The organism is Mesorhizobium sp. WSM3862, assembly GCF_002294985.1.
Classification (GTDB): domain Bacteria; phylum Pseudomonadota; class Alphaproteobacteria; order Rhizobiales; family Rhizobiaceae; genus Mesorhizobium.
Map to the genome: position 1 here is coordinate 546652 of NZ_NSGE01000002.1, position 15355 is coordinate 562006.

Consider the following 15355-nt stretch of genomic DNA (forward strand, 5'->3'; position numbering starts at 1 on the left):
TGTTCACCGTTCATCCGAGCACGGCCTCGACACGCGCAACAAAGTCTTCGAGCGAGCGATCCCCGCGAACCTCGATGCGCGGAAGGTCGATGGGATCGCAATCGAGATCCGCCGGCCCGTGTTTGCCGCCGAAGCCGATCCGATAGCCGCACTCCCTGGCCAGCCGGCCAAGCCGTCGGTCGGTGACAGAGAAGGGTGCCGCGAACGCCGTGGTTGGCCGACCGGTCCACCGTTCGACGAACATGCGAGAGCGCAGGAGCTCGGCGGCCAAATCAGAACTCGACAGACCATCGATCGCGCGATGCGTCGCCAGATGGCTTCCGAAGAACGCACCTTCGCCGGCGAGACGTCGCACCGTCCCAGCGTCCATAAGCTGCGTCGGCGGACCGCTGTCGATGTCCCACCGTGCATTTTCCCCTACCAAGTCCGTTACCAGGAACACTTCCGCGGTCAGGTCGTTCGCGCGCAAGATCGGCCAAGCATGGTCGGCAAAATTCTGGAAGCCGTCATCGAAGGTGATGAGCACCGGGCGGCCAACGAAAGGTTCACGGTTGGCGATGGACCATCCCAGTTGCTCGGACGTGATGGCGTGAAAGCCATTGGCGCGCAGCCATGCCATCTGGCGGTCGAATGCGGCGGGCGTGAGCCGAAAACGGGCGAGCGCGGCTGGACCATCATCGGCGATGCCGTGGTACATGAGGACAGGGACATGCTGCCGCCGCTCGCTGCGCGCGACGTCGCGGCGCAAGGCCCGTGCCCCGCCCCAGACGATATTTCGCGCGACTCCAACACCGATGGGCGCGTGGATTGGCACATGATCAATCACCGGGTCCGTCGCCACGCCGTCCGGTGACAGGCGGCGGAAGCGGTCTATGCGATAGAGCTCGGTCTGGATCGACCGCTCGAGGACGAGGCCTTCGGTCGCCGCCAGCGTCTCCGAGATCGCTTGTGCGCCGAATGTGTTCCAGTCGAAGCCCGTCCTCTCAACATTGTCTCGGAGCACGAATGCGTGTGCGCTGACGACACTCCCGCCAGGCGTCAACGCCTCAACAAATTTCTTGGCGATGCGCCGCAACTCAGCGAGATCGTCCAGGTAGTAGAGCACTTCCGAACAGACGATCAGATCCATCTTGCCCGGAAGCGTTTCCGCGGAGAAATCCAGTACGCCGAAGTCGACATTCGGCTGATCGCTGCATCGCGCGCGCGCCCGCTCGACGGCTACGCTGGAGATGTCAGTTGCGGTCAAATGGCCGACACGCGGCGCCAGCTGCCGCGTGAAGTGGCCCTCCGCGCAGGCCAGCTCAAGCGCCCGTCCGATGAGACCGGCAGGCAGAATTTCGAGCTGCCGCTCATACTTTTCCTGCTCATAGGGCGAACGATAGTTCCAGGGATCCTCGGTCGCGAAACGGCGATTCCAGAACGACGTGCGATCAGTACCGTTGTCATCCGCGGCCGGTTTACGGCGCGGTGCCGCAAATGGCGCTGCAGGTTCGGCGCTCGACCGAACCAGTTCCTGCGCTTTCGCGGCCAATCGCGCCAGCTTGCCGAAGTGGCTGTCCGGATCGGACGGAGGCTCCGCCATGGACAACGATGCCCCGGCTTCAGACATGTTTGACTTGTCGGCAACGCCGCTCTGCGAGGCCAACTCGATCCAATGGCTCCTTGTCACTTTCCCGAGCGCGCCGAACTGCACGCGAGCCTCGATCCGGCCGTCCATCATCAGATAGGCATAAATTCGATCGATTCCTTCCGGAAGTTCGGTGGAGGCCGGATTTCCGGCGTCGACGCGAATTCCGAGTGTCCGCGCCAATCTGCGCGGCGCGGCGAGATCGTCGGAGTCGAGAAGCATTTGCTCAAGGTGATACTGGACGCGGCGACCCGCTGCGGGATCGTCCCAGACCCTGCCGAGTTCGACGATCAACTCGGTGAGGGGGCCACCGAACCTGTCCCACCTGGCAGCCAATTGCGCTGGCACCGACAGGCTTCCTACCATAAGGCCATCGAAGACCACCCTGGCGATCTCACGCGCCCATTTGCGTGCTGCCGGGACCGCGCGCAGGGACTGCGCGTCGATTGAGCAGGCGCCGCGGCCGCAATCCGACGCGGCGTTCCACAGCTCGAACCACGCGAGTGCTTCGGCAGCGGAGCAGCCGTTCGCGTCGATCGCTCCATTGGCGTGAACCGATGCCGGGTGTTCGACCCTGGGATCAGGAGAAAAGCCGCGGACGATCACGATTGCCGCATCTGCCAGCATCTGCGTCGAATTGCAGGAGAGCGAGTTGGGGCTGACCCGATGGAAAGCGAGAGGCTCGTCGACCATCACCCAACGTTTGCCCAGACGTGCGAGACGCTGCCACAGGTCCCAGTCCTCGCAGGTGCGCAGCGACACATCGAAACCGCCCAACTCGACAATTGTCTTCCGATCGACCAGCAGCGCGTGAGTGCGAATGGCGCGCCGGCGCGCGAAAGTTTCGAAGGGCTCGATCGCAACCTCTGTTGAGATGCTCGACGGGGTCAGTTCGCCGTCGGGCATCACGCGCCGAGAACCGCAATAGGCGGCCACCGCATCGGGAGCGGTTTTCAGAGCGGTCAGCATTTTTGCAAGGAAGCTGGCATCCACCCAATCGTCCGCATCCAGAAACATGAGCCATTGGCCGCGCGCGACCGAAATCCCGCTGTTGCGCGCACCGGCGGCGCTATACGCGCAAGAGCTCAACGTGCGAAATCGGGCATCGTGCTCAACATAACCGGCGATGATCGCGGGGGTGCGATCCGTAGAGGCGTCATCGACGATGATCGCCTCCCAATCCGCTATATCCTGATCGAGAAGGCAATCGAGTGCGCGCGCCAGCGTTGCCTCGGCGTTGTGCGCAGGAACCACGATTGAAACCAGAGGATTATGCGCCACGCCGTCTTACCCGCGCCTGCTTCGAAGGTAGAACAAAAGTCCCAAACCATAGCCCGCGATTTCCTGCACGCAAACAAGACTTGAAAACAGGCTTGAATGGAGAGCGCTCATGCCCGACGGTTTAGAATTAGGCCCGTGCGCCGGGGCGGTGTTTTCGCGTCACATCCGAGACACTCGCGCATGCCGAAGGGGCTGTCGGGGCAGACTGGATTAGCGTAAGCTACTGTTCACAGGGGGTGCAAAACATGCACCGTGTCATCGCCCTAGCGATCCTAGTTCTGGCGGCCGTGTTCAGTTCCGCGAGGGCTGAAGTGCTGATCGGGGTCTCGTCTGCGATGACAGGGCGGCTTGCCTGGATCGGCGAGCAGGGGCAACGCGGCGCGGAGAGGGCGGTGGCCGACCTCAACGCGGCGGGTGGCGTGCTCGGCCAGAAGGTGAGGCTGATCTCGGTCGACGATTTCTGCGATCCCGAGCAGGCGGTCGCGGCCGCCCAGAAGCTGGTGGCCGACGGGGTGGTGCTCGTCGTCGGGCATTATTGCTCTGGAGCCTCGATCCCCGCATCAAAAGTGTATGAGGCGGCGGGCGTCGTGCAAATATCCCCAGGCTCGACCAATCCGCAGCTGACCGAACAGGGCCGTGGCAATGTCTTCCGCACCATTGGCCGCGACGACGCGCAGGGTTTCATCGCCGGCAACTACCTTGCCGATCACTGGGACGACAAGAAGATCGCAATCCTTCACGACAATTCGACCTATGGGAAGGGTCTCGCCGACGAGACCAGGAAGCAGCTGAACAAACGGGGCGTGACTGAAGCTTTTTACGACGCATACAGGCCTGGGAAGGACGACTATTCAGCCGAGGTCGCTGCGTTGCAATCCGCCGGCATTTCGGCCTTGTATGTAGGCGGGTATCATGCCGACGTTGCGCTGATCGCTCGCGCTGCAGGCGACCGGGACTACACGCTTCAGCTCATATCCGGAGATGCTTTGGCTACCGAGGAATTCGCCCTGATCGCAGGCTCAGCGGCGGAGGGAACCCTGTTCACCTTCCCGGCGGACCCGCGGCGAAACGCCGGCGCGGCCGCGATCGTGGAGCAGTTCCGTGCGCAAAACTTCGAGCCCGCGGGCTACACGCTGTTGAGCTACTGCGCGGTGCAGGTCTGGGCCCAGGCGGTGGCGAAGGCAGGTTCGCTGGCGCCAAAGGCGGTCATAGCGGCACTGCGCGAACAGCAATTCGACACCGTCATTGGCAGGGTCGATTTCGACGCCAAGGGCGACCTCACGAGGCAGAGCTGGGTTTGGTACGTCTGGCGGGGCGGGGAGTACGTGCCGGTTGAATAGGGTGCGCCGAACGCCGGCGTGACGCTGAGACGTCTAGTCTGATGCAGACCTGTGTGGCTGGATTGTTCCGACTCCCCACGATGCTTGAACGCCTCGGCATACGCGGTCGGCTGTTGCTCGCCTTTTTCGGGATCAGCGGCCTTGCGGTGCTGGCTACCGCCGCGGCGCTTTATGCTTTCCTCGAAGTCGGCGACGTCGTCGACCGAATCACCAGGGATCGGGTGCCGTCGGCGCTGGCCTCCCTCCAGCTGTCGCGCCAGGCCGAACGGGTCGCCGCTGCCGCGCCATCGGTGCTGGCGGCGACAAGCAGGGCTCAGCACAACAAGGTCTCGGCGGCCGTTGCGCTCGAGATGTCCCGCCTCGAGGCCCTGCGTACGGATCTCAGAGATGTTACGCTGGGCACAGTGCCTTTAGCTGAGATCGAGGAAGCTGCGGTTGTCCTGAGGCGCAACCTGAAGGAGCTCGACTCTCTTGTTGTCGCCCGCCTCGATGTGGTCGCCCGCAAGGAGGAACTCCTGAACCGCCTCGCCGCGACGACGACCGGCAGCCAACGCCTTCTGGCCACCAGCATCGTGGTGATGGATTCCAGGCTCCCGCAATGGCGGGCGGTCGCGGCCGATACGTCGCTGTCGCCCGATCGACGCGCAGCGGCAATGGCCGACATGGTCCACGCGATTGCGGCTTACATCCCCCAGCAGAAGGCGCTGCTGGAGATCTCGGCGGTCAACGACGCGCTGGTGAAGGCCGCGACCGCGCCGACGCAAGGCGACCTGGCGTTGATCCTGTTTCCGCTGCACCGCTCGCTCGCCGCTCTGGAAACGGCTTCCGCGGAGATCGACGAAAAGCTGCAAACCCGTTTTCGGCTGCGGGTGGACGAGTTCGAGGCACTCACCGATGGTGAGAGCAGCATCCCGAAGGCACGGGAGGAGGAGCTTGCGGTCCTCTCGCAGGGCGAAAAGCTTCTGGCTGAAAACAATCGGCTGTCGCGCAGTCTGACCGCAGCCGTCGACCGTCTTGTCGCCGCAGCGGACCGCGAGATCGCTGCCTCCGGTCGCGAAGCCGCGCTCGTCCAGCGCTACGGCACCGGAGTTGTCCTCGGCTCTGCGTTTCTCAGCCTGTTGAGCTCGGTTCTGGTCGTCTGGCTCTATGTCGACCGCAGCCTACTCGCCCGTCTGGGAGCGGTGAGTCAGGGCATGCTCGCGATCGCGGGCGGCGATCTTCGTGCGCCGCTGCCGGCGGCGGGCAGCGACGAAATCGGGCGCATGGCCGAGGCGCTGAGCCTCTTCCGGGATACCGCTGTCGAGGTCGAGGAAAAGAACCTGCGCGACGTTGCAGAAGCGCGTCAAAGGCTGGTCGATGCCATCGAAAGCATTTCCGAAGGTTTCGCTCTCTATGACAAAGAGGACTGGCTTGTCCTTAGCAACAGCCGCTACCGCGAACTGCTATACGCCGGTCTGGAGGCAGAGCTAACCCCCGGCATGGCATTCGAGGAGATCATTCGCCGATCCGCGGAGCGTGGCTACATCAGGGATGCCGAGGGTCGGGTCGATGAGTGGGTCGCGGAGCGCCTATGGCGGCACCGTAACCCCGGCGAACCGTGGGTGCAGCGGCGGGGCGACGGACGATGGATCATGATTAGCGAGCGGCGGATCAGCGCCGGCGGCACGGTCGCCGTCTATTCGGACATCACCGAGCTGAAGCAAAGGGAGGAGAACCTCGCCGAGAAGTCCGCTGCCCTGGAAGCGCTTTCCAGCAAGCTGGCCAAATATCTGGCGCCCCAAGTGTACAGCTCGATATTCACCGGCCGCCAAGACGTTAGAATCGCCAGCCAGCGTAAGAAGCTGACCATATGCTTCTCCGATATCGCCGGCTTTACCGAGACCACCGACAAGATGGAATCCGAGGATCTCACCCAGCTCCTCAATCACTACCTGACGGAAATGTCGAAAATCGCGTTGGATCATGGTGCCACGATCGACAAGTACGTCGGCGACGCGATCCTGATGTTTTTCGGCGACCCTGAGACGCGCGGCGTCAAGCAGGACGCGCTGGCTTGCGTGCAGATGGCGCTTGCCATGCAAAAGCGGATCAGCGAGCTTACGGAGGTCTGGCGGGACATGGGGATCGAAACACCGCTGCGCTGCCGCATCGGCATCCATACCGACTACTGCACCGTCGGTAACTTCGGCAGCGAGGACCGGATGGATTACACGATAATCGGCGGCGCCGTGAATCTCGCCTCGCGCCTGGAACAAGAGGCGGCTCCGGGGACCATCCTCATTTCCTACGAGACGTTTGCGCAAGTGAAGGACACGATCGATTGTGAGGAGATGGGGCACGTCCAGGTCAAGGGCATCGCCTATCCGGTCGCCACCTACCGCGTCATCAAGGCCAATCTAGCGGGCGCCTGTCGCGTTGTTCGAACCGAGCTGCCGCACTTCAGGCTGGAACTTGAACCGGGGCTGATGTCCGCCGATGAGCGTGGCGGTGCCGCCACTGCGCTTCGAGACGCGCTGGACCGGCTTTCCCACAAGCCCGGGCAGTAGGAGTTGGGCGCCGCGCCTGCCGGCAAATCACCGAAGCCGCGTCCGAGCAAGTCACGACATATGTATCCGGGCCGGACATGGGTTGAGGTGGTAGCGGAGGAGGGACTTGAACCCCCGACCCCAGGATTATGATTCCCGTGCTCTAACCAACTGAGCTACTCCGCCAGGAGCGGCGAAGAGGCTCGAAGAACCACACCGGTCGTGGGCAATTCGAGGCGTTCGCCAAGGTCGCGCGGATATAAGGTTGGCAGGGCAAAGCTGTCAAGCCGCACGCATCAGCATAATCTCATCCCGAAAAAGCCGCGCCGGGCAGACGCTGAAGCGCATGCATCGGGGTTGAGTTCGACGGGGCACGTCGCTATGTCTCGGCCACGAAATTCTAGAGTTTGAACGAATGAAGCCGCGCATCGCCGTCCTCGGTTGCGGATACTGGGGCAGCAACCACATCCGCACCCTCAAGGCGCTTGGCGCGCTCCATGCCGTTTCCGACGTCAACCGTGCCCGCGCCGAAGGCTTTGCCAGCGAGCAGGACTGCCTGGCGATCGGGCCGGACCAGTTGTTCGAGCGCGCCGATGTCGACGCCATTGTCATGGCGCTGCCGCCGCAGTTCCATGCCGACATGGCGCTGCGCGCCATCGAGGGCGGCAAGGACGTGCTGGTGGAGAAGCCGATCGCGCTGACGGTCGCGGACGCCGAGCGTTCGGTGCAGGCGGCCAGGAACAATGGCCGCGTCTTTATGGTGGGCCACGTGCTGCGCTTCCACCCCGCCTTCGAGACGCTGAAGGCGCTGATCGACAATGGCGAGCTTGGTGAGGTGCGCTACATCCACTCGCACCGGCTCGGCCTCGGCAAGTTCCACACCGAGAACGACGCGCTCTGGGACCTTGCGCCGCATGACCTCTCGATGATCCTCGCCATCACCGGCACCGAGCCGATCGAGGTCAGGGGCGAGGGCGCGGCACTGCTCGACAACCTCAGCGACTTCGCGCATCTGCACATGCGCTTTCCGAACGGCGTGCGCAGCCATCTGTTCGCTTCTCGTCTCAATCCCTATCGCGAGCGCCGGCTGACCGTGGTCGGAACCAAGGCGATGGCGGTGTTCGACGATGTCGAGCCCTGGGAGCGCAAGCTTGCCGTCTACAGGCACGCTGTCTGGCAGGACAGCGGCCAGTGGGCGTTCACCGCCAACGAGCCTTCCTACGTTGCGGTCGGCGAAGGCATGCCGCTGACGCGCGAGCTCGCCCACTTCATGCAGTGCATCGAGACGCGCGCCGAACCCCGCACCGACGGCGAGGAAGCGATCCGGGTGCTGCGCATCCTGACGGCTGGGACGGTGGCGCATAGCGGGTCGCCCGCTTAAGGCGCGTTCACAAAAGGGAATCCTGAGGCAAAGCGCCCGATTGAAGGCGTGGGTTACTCGGCGGGGACGTGCGCGGGCTGTTGCGCAAGCCTGGACAGCATCGCCTCGGCCTCGGCGCCGCGCTCGGAGCGCTCGATAAAGCCGCCGCCATAGACTCGCGCCTCATCGCCGTCATCGGAATAGAGCACGCAGGCCTGTCCGGGCGCGATGCCGGATTCGCCGTCGACCAGCTCGACCGAGGTCACGCCGTCGCGGTGATGCAGCACGGCCGGGCGCGGCGGCCGGGTCGAACGGACTTTTGCGAAAAGCTCGATCCCGCCGGCCGGAACATCGGAGAGCGGGCCGTCGCCGAGCCAGTTCATGGCGCGCAGGTAGATCCTGTGCGTCTCCAGCGCCTCGCGCGGGCCGACAATGACGCGGGCGCGGTCGGCGTCGAGATGGACGACATAGAGCGGCTCGCCCGAAGCGATGCCGATGCCGCGGCGCTGGCCGATCGTGTAGCGCAAAATACCTTCGTGACGCCCGAGCACGCGACCGTCGATATGGACAATATCGCCCGGATTGGCGGCCGCCGGCTTCAGCTTCGCGATAATGTCGGAGTACTTGCCCTGCGGCACGAAGCAGATGTCCTGGCTGTCCTGCTTGGCGGCAACCGTCAGCCCCATCTCCTCGGCGATCGCCCGCACCTGCGGCTTGGGAAGTCCGCCGAGCGGGAAGCGCAGATAGTCGATCTGCGCCTGGGTCGTGGCGAACAGGAAATAGCTCTGGTCGCGGTCTGCATCGACCGGCCTGTAGAGCGCGCGATGCGCGCCATTGGCGCGCGAGCGGATGTAATGGCCCGTGGCCAAAGCATCGGCGCCGAGATCCTGGGCGGTGGCCAAAAGGTCCGCGAACTTGACCGTTTGGTTGCAGGACACGCAGGGGATGGGCGTCTCCCCGGCGACGTAGCTCTCGGCGAAGGGATCGATGACGGCCTTGCGGAAGCGCTCTTCATAGTCGAGCACGTAATGCGGGATCCCGAGCGTCTCGGAAACCCGGCGGGCGTCGTCGATGTCCTGGCCGGCGCAGCAGGAACCGGCCCGGTGCGTTGCCGCGCCGTGGTCGTAAAGTTGCAGGGTGACGCCGACAACATCATAGCCTTCGCGCTTCAGGATGCCGGCAACGACCGATGAATCGACGCCGCCCGACATCGCGACGACGACGCGGGTGTCTTCTGGGCGTCCGGGAAGATCGAGGCTGTTCATGGTTCTTTCAATCTGCGTGGCGCTGGCTGCCAATGGCCGGAATATAGGTCAAGCATCCCGGCGGCGCCAGCTTGGCTCCTCAAGCGATTTTATCGGCGATATTTCCGGGCAAAATCAGGGCCGGACCGCGATTATCTCAAATGCCGAACGAAAACCTAACGCGACGTTCACGATCCTTACCTAGTCATTAGGCTTCGCTTAGGCAATTTTTAAAGCTGTGGCGGTACGGTGGCGGGGATTGGGTCTTTGAGTTTTTAGTAGAGAGTACGATGACCGATCTGGTTAGACCTAGAGTCAAATATGTTATCGGGCCCGACGGCAGCCCTCTCACGATAGCCGATCTACCGCCGACGAATACACGGCGCTGGGTTATCCGGCGCAAGGCGGAAGTGGTCGCGGCGGTCCGCGGCGGACTGCTCAGCCTGGAAGAGGCCTGCCAGCGCTACAAGCTGACCACCGAGGAGTTTCTCTCCTGGCAGGCATCGATCGACGAATATGGCCTTGCCGGGCTGCGCACGACCCGGATCCAGCAATATCGCCACTAGGCTCCGACTGCCGGAAACCAAAGAAGGGCGCGGAACTCCGCGCCCTTTTGCTTCCGGGATCTGCGCTGATCAAACCGTCAGCACAACCTTGCCGATCGGTCGGGTGGCGAGGAAGGCATGGGCGGCACCTGCCTGGTTCAGCGGAAAAGCCTTCGCCACGTGCACGGCGAGCTTCCTGGCATCGACTAGCCTGGCGAGTTCCACCAGCCCCTCGCGATCCGGCACCACCGACATGCGCTCGACGCGGATGTTGCGCTCCCCGGCCTTGGCCCTTGTCGCATCATGGACGTTGAGCAACGACACCAGCACGCCGCCTTCGCGCAGCACTTTCAGCGACCGGTCGGCATGGTCACCGCCCATTGCGTCCAGCACCAGGTCGATATCGCGGACCCGTTCGGTGAAATCGCCGTTGGTGTAGTCGACGACCTCATCGGCGCCGATCGAGCGGACGTAATCAAGCTTGTCCGGGCTCGCAGTGGCGATGACCCAGGCGCCGCGCGCCTTGGCGATCTGCACAGCGAGATGGCCGACGCCGCCGGCGCCGGCGTGGATCAGGACGCGCTGGCCGGATTGCAGGCCGCCGTGGCGGACGAGACCCTGCCAGGCGGTCAGCCCGGCCAGCGGCAGCGCCGCGGCTTGGGCATGGTCGATGGCGGCAGGCTTGGCTGCGATCTCGTCCACCGGCGTGGCGACGAACTCGGCATAGGCGGCGGCCTGCTTGGGGAAGCGCGGCATGCCGAAGACCGCATCGCCGACCTTGAAGGCGGTCACGCCGGTGCCCAGCGCCTCGACGGTGCCCGAGATATCCCAGCCGAGAATGAAAGGTGGTTCGCCGATGAGAGGGAAGTAGCCGGCGCGCACCGCGCCATCGACCGGGTTGATGCCCGCGGCCTTGACGCGGACCAGAACTTCGCTGGCCTTGGGCGAGGGGGCCGGCTGTTCGGCGACGAAGAGGACGTCGGGTTCGCCAACGGAATTCTGGGTAACGGCACGCATTGGATGGTCTCCTGCTTGATTGCTGCCGCTATCATTTGGATTGTAACAATCTCTTGTCTAGTATGCACCTTTCGGATATATAGATACCTCATGGATAGTGAAGACAGCGGTTCCTTTGGCTACGACGCATTCCGGCGCACATGCCCGTCGCATACGGTGCTCGAAATGCTGGCCAGCAAATGGGTCTATCTGACGGTTTGCGCGTTGCGGCGCGGTCGCCTGCGCAATGGCGAGCTCGCCCGCAAGCTGGAAGGCATCACGCCGAAAATGCTGACGCAGACGCTGCGCGTGCTGGAGCGCGACGGGCTCGTCCGGCGCGAGGTCTATCCGGTCATACCGCCGAGGGTCGAGTATGAATTGACGGAGCTCGGCCAGAACCTTGCGGGACTTCTCAGCCAGATCAGGTCCTGGGCGGAAGAGCATGCCCCCGACATCAAGGAAGCCCGAGCGCGGGCATCGGTGGACCATCAGGATGATGAAACGGCGATTCTGCCCTAAGCCGGAGGCCGGGCTTTTTCGGCTTGTGGTTCGAAACGGCGATCAGGCAGCGCTCCGAGGGATCAATTGCGCTCGGCGGTCAGCCGATCATGGCGCTGCGGCCGCCCACTTCCGCGTCGCGGATCTTGCTGTCGCGCGATTCCAGCATCTCCGCCTTGGAAAGCTCCGCTTCAGCTTCGCCGAGTAATGATTCGGCCATGGTTCGCTGCTGGGCGAGATCGTTCTGCGAGTTCCTGAGGTTGTCGCGGCGCAATCGTGCCGCCTTGGCGAAGGTCGGATAGGCAAAATGATTGATGTCGGTGATGCCGGCTTTTTTCTCTTCAGCGACGATTTGCGCCTCCAACTCGACGGCCATGCGTTCGAATTCGGCGATCATCATGTCCAGCTGCAACAGCTGGCGCCGCTTCTCATTCACCTGAAACTGCTTCAGCCGAACGAGGTTTTCACGTGACTTCATGACTCGGTACTCCGCAAAACGCACACCTGCATATCGTCCCATCGACCTCGAGAGGCCTACGCGTCGCCCGTTTCCACCGGCTTTCCCCACTCTATGGGAAACAAAGCCCTAAAGATTTTTGCCGGCGGTAACCATTCGTTTACGGGCATTGTTAATCATACGGGCGAGGACTTAAGGCCGGGTAAAAATTCCGGACAGCGGCAGGAAGCGCGGCCTGCCAGTCTCTGGAGTCACTTAGGCTTGCTTATTAATGTGGTACATGAGCGATTTGGGTCTACGATTCGTTATTAGATTCAAGTGGGTGTAGAAAGCGGTTAAAAAATCTGATATCGTGACCGACACGAAATTAGGATTTGTTAACCAGTCGGTGGCACCTTCTGTTCAGGCAATCACTGCTCCGGGTTCGGGACGGGTCGTGACGCGACCCGGCGGCAGAAAAGGGGAATGAAATGCGTGTTCTGCTGATTGAAGACGACAGTGCAACCGCACAGAGCATCGAGTTGATGCTGAAATCGGAAAGCTTTAACGTCTATACGACCGACCTTGGTGAAGAAGGGGTCGATCTCGGCAAGCTCTACGATTACGACATCATCCTCCTCGATCTTAACCTTCCCGACATGTCGGGCTACGAGGTGCTGCGCACGCTTCGCCTCTCCAAGGTCAAGACGCCGATCCTGATCCTCTCCGGCATGGCCGGAATCGAGGATAAGGTGCGCGGCCTCGGCTTCGGCGCCGACGACTATATGACCAAGCCTTTCCACAAGGACGAGCTGGTGGCGCGCATTCACGCCATCGTGCGCCGCTCCAAGGGCCACGCCCAGTCGGTCATCACCACCGGCGACCTGGTGGTCAATCTCGACGCCAAGACGGTCGAGGTGGGCGGCCAGCGCGTGCACCTGACCGGCAAGGAATATCAGATGCTTGAGCTGCTCTCGCTGCGCAAGGGCACGACCCTTACCAAGGAAATGTTCCTCAACCACCTCTATGGCGGCATGGACGAGCCGGAACTGAAGATCATCGACGTCTTCATCTGCAAGCTGCGCAAGAAGCTCGACGCAGCGTCCGGCGGCCAGAATTACATCGAGACGGTGTGGGGCCGCGGCTATGTGCTGCGTGAGCCGGAAGACATCCGCGTCAGCGCCTGATCCTCTGCCAATTCACACAAAACCCGGCTCAGGCCGGGTTTTTGTTTGGGGTGTCGAAAAGCTCAGGCCGCGATTTTCAGGAAGCGGAAGCTCTCGAGCAACTGCGCGCGGTTGAAGGGCTTCAGCAGGTAACCCTGGGCGCCGGCACGTTTCGCCCGCATGATCGAGCCGACATCGACTTCGACGAGCGAGATCAGGATCTGCGGCTTGACGGGGTTTTCGATGGCACGGATGCGGCGAATGAGGTCGACCGCCTGCATATCCGGCAGGCCGCCGTCGACAACAATAACATCGGGCATGTCGCCGGAGCAGATCTCGATCGCATCAAGCCCGCTGGCAGCCTCGAAGACCACGATGTCCGAGCCGCCAAGGATACGCTTCGCGACCTTCCTGATGACGCTCGAGTCGTCCACGAACAGGCAGCGTTTCATTTCCGGGTCCTCTTTGCCATCTGCCGAACCGGCAATCCGGTAACCGTGAGGCACCCTAGAACAATCTGGTAAAGAAGCCGAAAAGCGGTTAGGTAAAGTTTTTCCAAAGAACCGCTTTGCGCGTTTTTGCCCTGCGATGCATTGCAGTGCCAAGCGGCAGGCAATGCTTCGATCGCACTGCCAGATGCAAGATCAGTGACAATGGATACTTGACCTGTTCTTGGCTGTCGCCTCAGGCCGCCGACAACACGATCTCATCGGCCGTCGCATGGATCGAGATCGTCATGTTCGCCTCGCGCGCCAGAAGCAGCGTGTAATAAGGCTGGACCGAGTGGGCGTCGATCGGCTCCTCGGGCTTGTGGCCCGAATGCAGCTCGAGGAATTTCGGCGGCACCCGCAGCATGGGGCCGCTCGCCGACAGCGAGAAACGCGGTTCGGTCTCGAGGTTCTCCAGCGTGACAACCAGCCTGCCGCCACGCGGTATGGCGGCATTGGCGACAAGAATGAGATTGAGCAGAAGCTTGACCTTGTTCTTGGGCAGCAGCGCGCGGGCGCCGTTCCAGACAAGTTCCGGCTTCTCGTTCTTCAGGAAGGCAATGGCCACGGCCTCGGCGTCGCCGGTATCGATCATCATGCCGGCGGAGCCCGCGGCGCCGAAGGCGATGCGGGCAAACTGCAGCCGCGCCGAGGCGTTCCTGGCGCTCTGGCGAATCAGCTTCATGGCGTCTTCATCGGCGCCGCCTTCATCGAGCAGTTCGAGGCCGTTGTTTATGGCGCCGACCGGCGAAATGATGTCGTGGCATACGCGGCTGCACAAAAGCGCAGCCAGATCGGGGGCGGAGAGGGTGAAGAGCTCGGCCATCGGAGAAATCCCTGCTGGTTCACATGTCATGGCCGAACGTTGTCGCGCCCGCTACGCGAATCACGCTCTTTTCCAAGGCCTTCTGAATACACAGCGCCCGTCCATGCATCAACAAATCCACAGCTGCGGACAGCGAAAATGGTGCGTGATGCCGCGAAATTGAGGCTGATAGAGATCGTGTCAGGCTCTTCAGCCCTCGAACCGCCATCTTCCCGCGCCAGCTTAATGGTTGAAAAAGGATTACGGCATAGTTTGCCCGTAACAGTCATCTCGAAACGGCCGCCAAGAGCCGTAGGGATACGAGGCGTCGGCGAAAGTGCTCCCTGACGGAGATTGGAAGCATGTTTTCCCGATTCTTTGACCGGATGTTCGTCCGCGTCCTCACCATGACGATCGCCCTCTCGGGTGCTCTCATCCTCTCAACCTCGGCGTCGCGGGCCCAGGAATACACCGCGCAAGAGATTGTCGATTCCGGCCACAAGTTCTTCGGCGCGACGTCGGGAGGCCTCGCCACCGTGGTCGAAAAGGTGTTCGCGTCCTACGGCCTGCCAAACGGTTATCTGCTCGGCGAGGAGGGTTCCGGCGCGCTGATCGGCGGCCTGACCTATGGCGAGGGCACGCTGTACACCAAGAACGCCGGCGACCATAAGGTGTTCTGGCAAGGCCCATCGCTCGGCTGGGATTTCGGCGGCGAAGGCTCGCGCGTGATGATGCTGGTCTACAATCTCGACGATATCAGCAGCCTCTACAACCGCTTCGGCGGCGTCGCCGGATCGGCTTATGTCGTGGCGGGCGTCGGCTTCAACGTGCTGCAAAGCAACAGAGTGCTGCTCGTTCCGATCCGCACCGGGGTCGGTGCCCGGCTCGGCGTCAATCTCGGCTATCTGAAGCTGACCGAGCGGGCGACGTGGAATCCGTTCTGACCGGACAGGATTGCCACAGCCGCTCGGATAAGACTGATCGTGCCGCGGCGTGCTCTTGCCGCGGCGCTGGATTTCCGCCATGCCAAGGTGGCACAGTCGG

General features: G+C 62.6%; 14 protein-coding genes and 1 tRNA gene. 8 read left to right on the forward strand and 7 right to left on the reverse strand.

Features of this window, described 5'->3' with window-relative positions; all coding sequences use genetic code 11:
• Positions 1-10 precede the first annotated feature (10 nt).
• Positions 11-2908, reverse strand: coding sequence for a trifunctional glycosyltransferase/class I SAM-dependent methyltransferase/polysaccharide deacetylase (locus tag CK224_RS06880; protein ID WP_095781227.1), 2898 nt, complete (start codon positions 2906-2908; stop codon positions 11-13).
• A 245-nt stretch (positions 2909-3153) separates the two neighbouring features.
• Here CK224_RS06880 and CK224_RS06885 point away from each other — a divergent pair, with 245 nt between their 5' ends.
• On the forward strand, positions 3154-4248 hold the full coding sequence (locus CK224_RS06885; protein ID WP_095781228.1) for a branched-chain amino acid ABC transporter substrate-binding protein: 1095 nt from the start codon (positions 3154-3156) through the stop codon (positions 4246-4248).
• An 80-nt stretch (positions 4249-4328) separates the two neighbouring features.
• Positions 4329-6794 (forward strand): adenylate/guanylate cyclase domain-containing protein, encoded by a 2466-nt coding sequence (locus tag CK224_RS06890; protein WP_095781229.1) that lies wholly within the window; start codon positions 4329-4331, stop codon positions 6792-6794.
• 88 nt (positions 6795-6882) lie between these two features.
• Here the strand turns inward: CK224_RS06890 and CK224_RS06895 are convergent.
• Positions 6883-6959: transfer RNA gene (locus CK224_RS06895), tRNA-Met, on the reverse strand.
• Between the two features lie 229 nt (positions 6960-7188).
• Here CK224_RS06895 and CK224_RS06900 point away from each other — a divergent pair.
• Positions 7189-8154 (forward strand): Gfo/Idh/MocA family oxidoreductase, encoded by a 966-nt coding sequence (locus CK224_RS06900; protein ID WP_095777253.1) that lies wholly within the window; start codon positions 7189-7191, stop codon positions 8152-8154.
• A 53-nt stretch (positions 8155-8207) separates the two neighbouring features.
• On the opposite strand, the gene mnmA is transcribed toward CK224_RS06900, so the two are convergent.
• Positions 8208-9398, reverse strand: coding sequence for a tRNA 2-thiouridine(34) synthase MnmA (gene mnmA / locus CK224_RS06905; RefSeq protein ID WP_095781230.1), 1191 nt, complete (start codon positions 9396-9398; stop codon positions 8208-8210).
• Here mnmA and CK224_RS30660 point away from each other — a divergent pair.
• Complete coding sequence (locus CK224_RS30660) at positions 9397-9582, forward strand: hypothetical protein (RefSeq protein ID WP_127246013.1); 186 nt, start codon at positions 9397-9399, stop codon at positions 9580-9582. The two genes, mnmA and CK224_RS30660, sit on opposite strands and share 2 nt — an antisense overlap.
• Before the next feature lie 85 nt (positions 9583-9667).
• The gene (locus tag CK224_RS06910) at positions 9668-9943 is read left to right on the forward strand and encodes a DUF1153 domain-containing protein (protein WP_006203587.1); all 276 of its coding nucleotides are present in this window, start codon (positions 9668-9670) and stop codon (positions 9941-9943) included.
• Between the two features lie 69 nt (positions 9944-10012).
• Here CK224_RS06910 and CK224_RS06915 read toward each other — a convergent pair whose 3' ends face one another.
• Positions 10013-10939 (reverse strand): NADP-dependent oxidoreductase, encoded by a 927-nt coding sequence (locus CK224_RS06915; RefSeq protein WP_095781231.1) that lies wholly within the window; start codon positions 10937-10939, stop codon positions 10013-10015.
• Positions 10940-11029: 90 nt separating this feature from the next.
• Between CK224_RS06915 and CK224_RS06920 the strand changes: the two genes are divergently transcribed.
• The gene (locus tag CK224_RS06920) at positions 11030-11437 is read left to right on the forward strand and encodes a helix-turn-helix domain-containing protein (RefSeq protein WP_095781232.1); all 408 of its coding nucleotides are present in this window, start codon (positions 11030-11032) and stop codon (positions 11435-11437) included.
• Positions 11438-11516: 79 nt separating this feature from the next.
• On the opposite strand, the gene CK224_RS06925 is transcribed toward CK224_RS06920, so the two are convergent.
• Positions 11517-11894, reverse strand: coding sequence for a flagellar export protein FliJ (locus CK224_RS06925; RefSeq protein WP_095777257.1), 378 nt, complete (start codon positions 11892-11894; stop codon positions 11517-11519).
• Between the two features lie 449 nt (positions 11895-12343).
• Here CK224_RS06925 and ctrA point away from each other — a divergent pair, with 449 nt between their 5' ends.
• Entirely contained in the window at positions 12344-13039 is a 696-nt protein-coding gene (ctrA, locus tag CK224_RS06930) for a cell cycle two-component system response regulator CtrA (RefSeq protein WP_006203583.1), read from the forward strand.
• Between the two features lie 62 nt (positions 13040-13101).
• Here the strand turns inward: ctrA and CK224_RS06935 are convergent, their stop codons facing one another.
• Both CK224_RS06935 and CK224_RS06940 read right to left on the reverse strand, forming a co-directional pair.
• The gene (locus CK224_RS06935) at positions 13102-13470 is read right to left on the reverse strand and encodes a response regulator (protein ID WP_095781233.1); all 369 of its coding nucleotides are present in this window, start codon (positions 13468-13470) and stop codon (positions 13102-13104) included.
• A gap of 232 nt (positions 13471-13702) precedes the next feature.
• Positions 13703-14332, reverse strand: a complete 630-nt coding sequence (locus CK224_RS06940) for a histidine phosphotransferase family protein (protein WP_067326376.1) — start codon at positions 14330-14332, stop codon at positions 13703-13705.
• A gap of 386 nt (positions 14333-14718) precedes the next feature.
• Here CK224_RS06940 and CK224_RS06945 point away from each other — a divergent pair, with 386 nt between their 5' ends.
• Complete coding sequence (locus tag CK224_RS06945) at positions 14719-15255, forward strand: EipA family protein (protein ID WP_245299591.1); 537 nt, start codon at positions 14719-14721, stop codon at positions 15253-15255.
• The last annotated feature ends 100 nt before the right edge of the window (positions 15256-15355 follow it).

What these genes read in the sequence shown, in the direction of transcription:
- CK224_RS06885 (WP_095781228.1), top strand. Translation starts at nt 3,154, where the DNA reads ATGCACCGTGTCATCGCCCTAGCGATCCTAGTTCTGGCGGCCGTGTTC.
- CK224_RS06890 (WP_095781229.1), top strand. Translation starts at nt 4,329, where the DNA reads ATGCTTGAACGCCTCGGCATACGCGGTCGGCTGTTGCTCGCCTTTTTC.
- CK224_RS06900 (WP_095777253.1), top strand. Translation starts at nt 7,189, where the DNA reads ATGAAGCCGCGCATCGCCGTCCTCGGTTGCGGATACTGGGGCAGCAAC.
- CK224_RS30660 (WP_127246013.1), top strand. Translation starts at nt 9,397, where the DNA reads ATGGTTCTTTCAATCTGCGTGGCGCTGGCTGCCAATGGCCGGAATATA.
- mnmA (WP_095781230.1), bottom strand. Translation starts at nt 9,398, where the DNA reads ATGAACAGCCTCGATCTTCCCGGACGCCCAGAAGACACCCGCGTCGTC.
- CK224_RS06910 (WP_006203587.1), top strand. Translation starts at nt 9,668, where the DNA reads ATGACCGATCTGGTTAGACCTAGAGTCAAATATGTTATCGGGCCCGAC.
- CK224_RS06915 (WP_095781231.1), bottom strand. Translation starts at nt 10,939, where the DNA reads ATGCGTGCCGTTACCCAGAATTCCGTTGGCGAACCCGACGTCCTCTTC.
- CK224_RS06920 (WP_095781232.1), top strand. Translation starts at nt 11,030, where the DNA reads ATGGATAGTGAAGACAGCGGTTCCTTTGGCTACGACGCATTCCGGCGC.
- CK224_RS06925 (WP_095777257.1), bottom strand. Translation starts at nt 11,894, where the DNA reads ATGAAGTCACGTGAAAACCTCGTTCGGCTGAAGCAGTTTCAGGTGAAT.
- ctrA (WP_006203583.1), top strand. Translation starts at nt 12,344, where the DNA reads ATGCGTGTTCTGCTGATTGAAGACGACAGTGCAACCGCACAGAGCATC.
- CK224_RS06935 (WP_095781233.1), bottom strand. Translation starts at nt 13,470, where the DNA reads ATGAAACGCTGCCTGTTCGTGGACGACTCGAGCGTCATCAGGAAGGTC.
- CK224_RS06940 (WP_067326376.1), bottom strand. Translation starts at nt 14,332, where the DNA reads ATGGCCGAGCTCTTCACCCTCTCCGCCCCCGATCTGGCTGCGCTTTTG.
- CK224_RS06945 (WP_245299591.1), top strand. Translation starts at nt 14,719, where the DNA reads ATGACGATCGCCCTCTCGGGTGCTCTCATCCTCTCAACCTCGGCGTCG.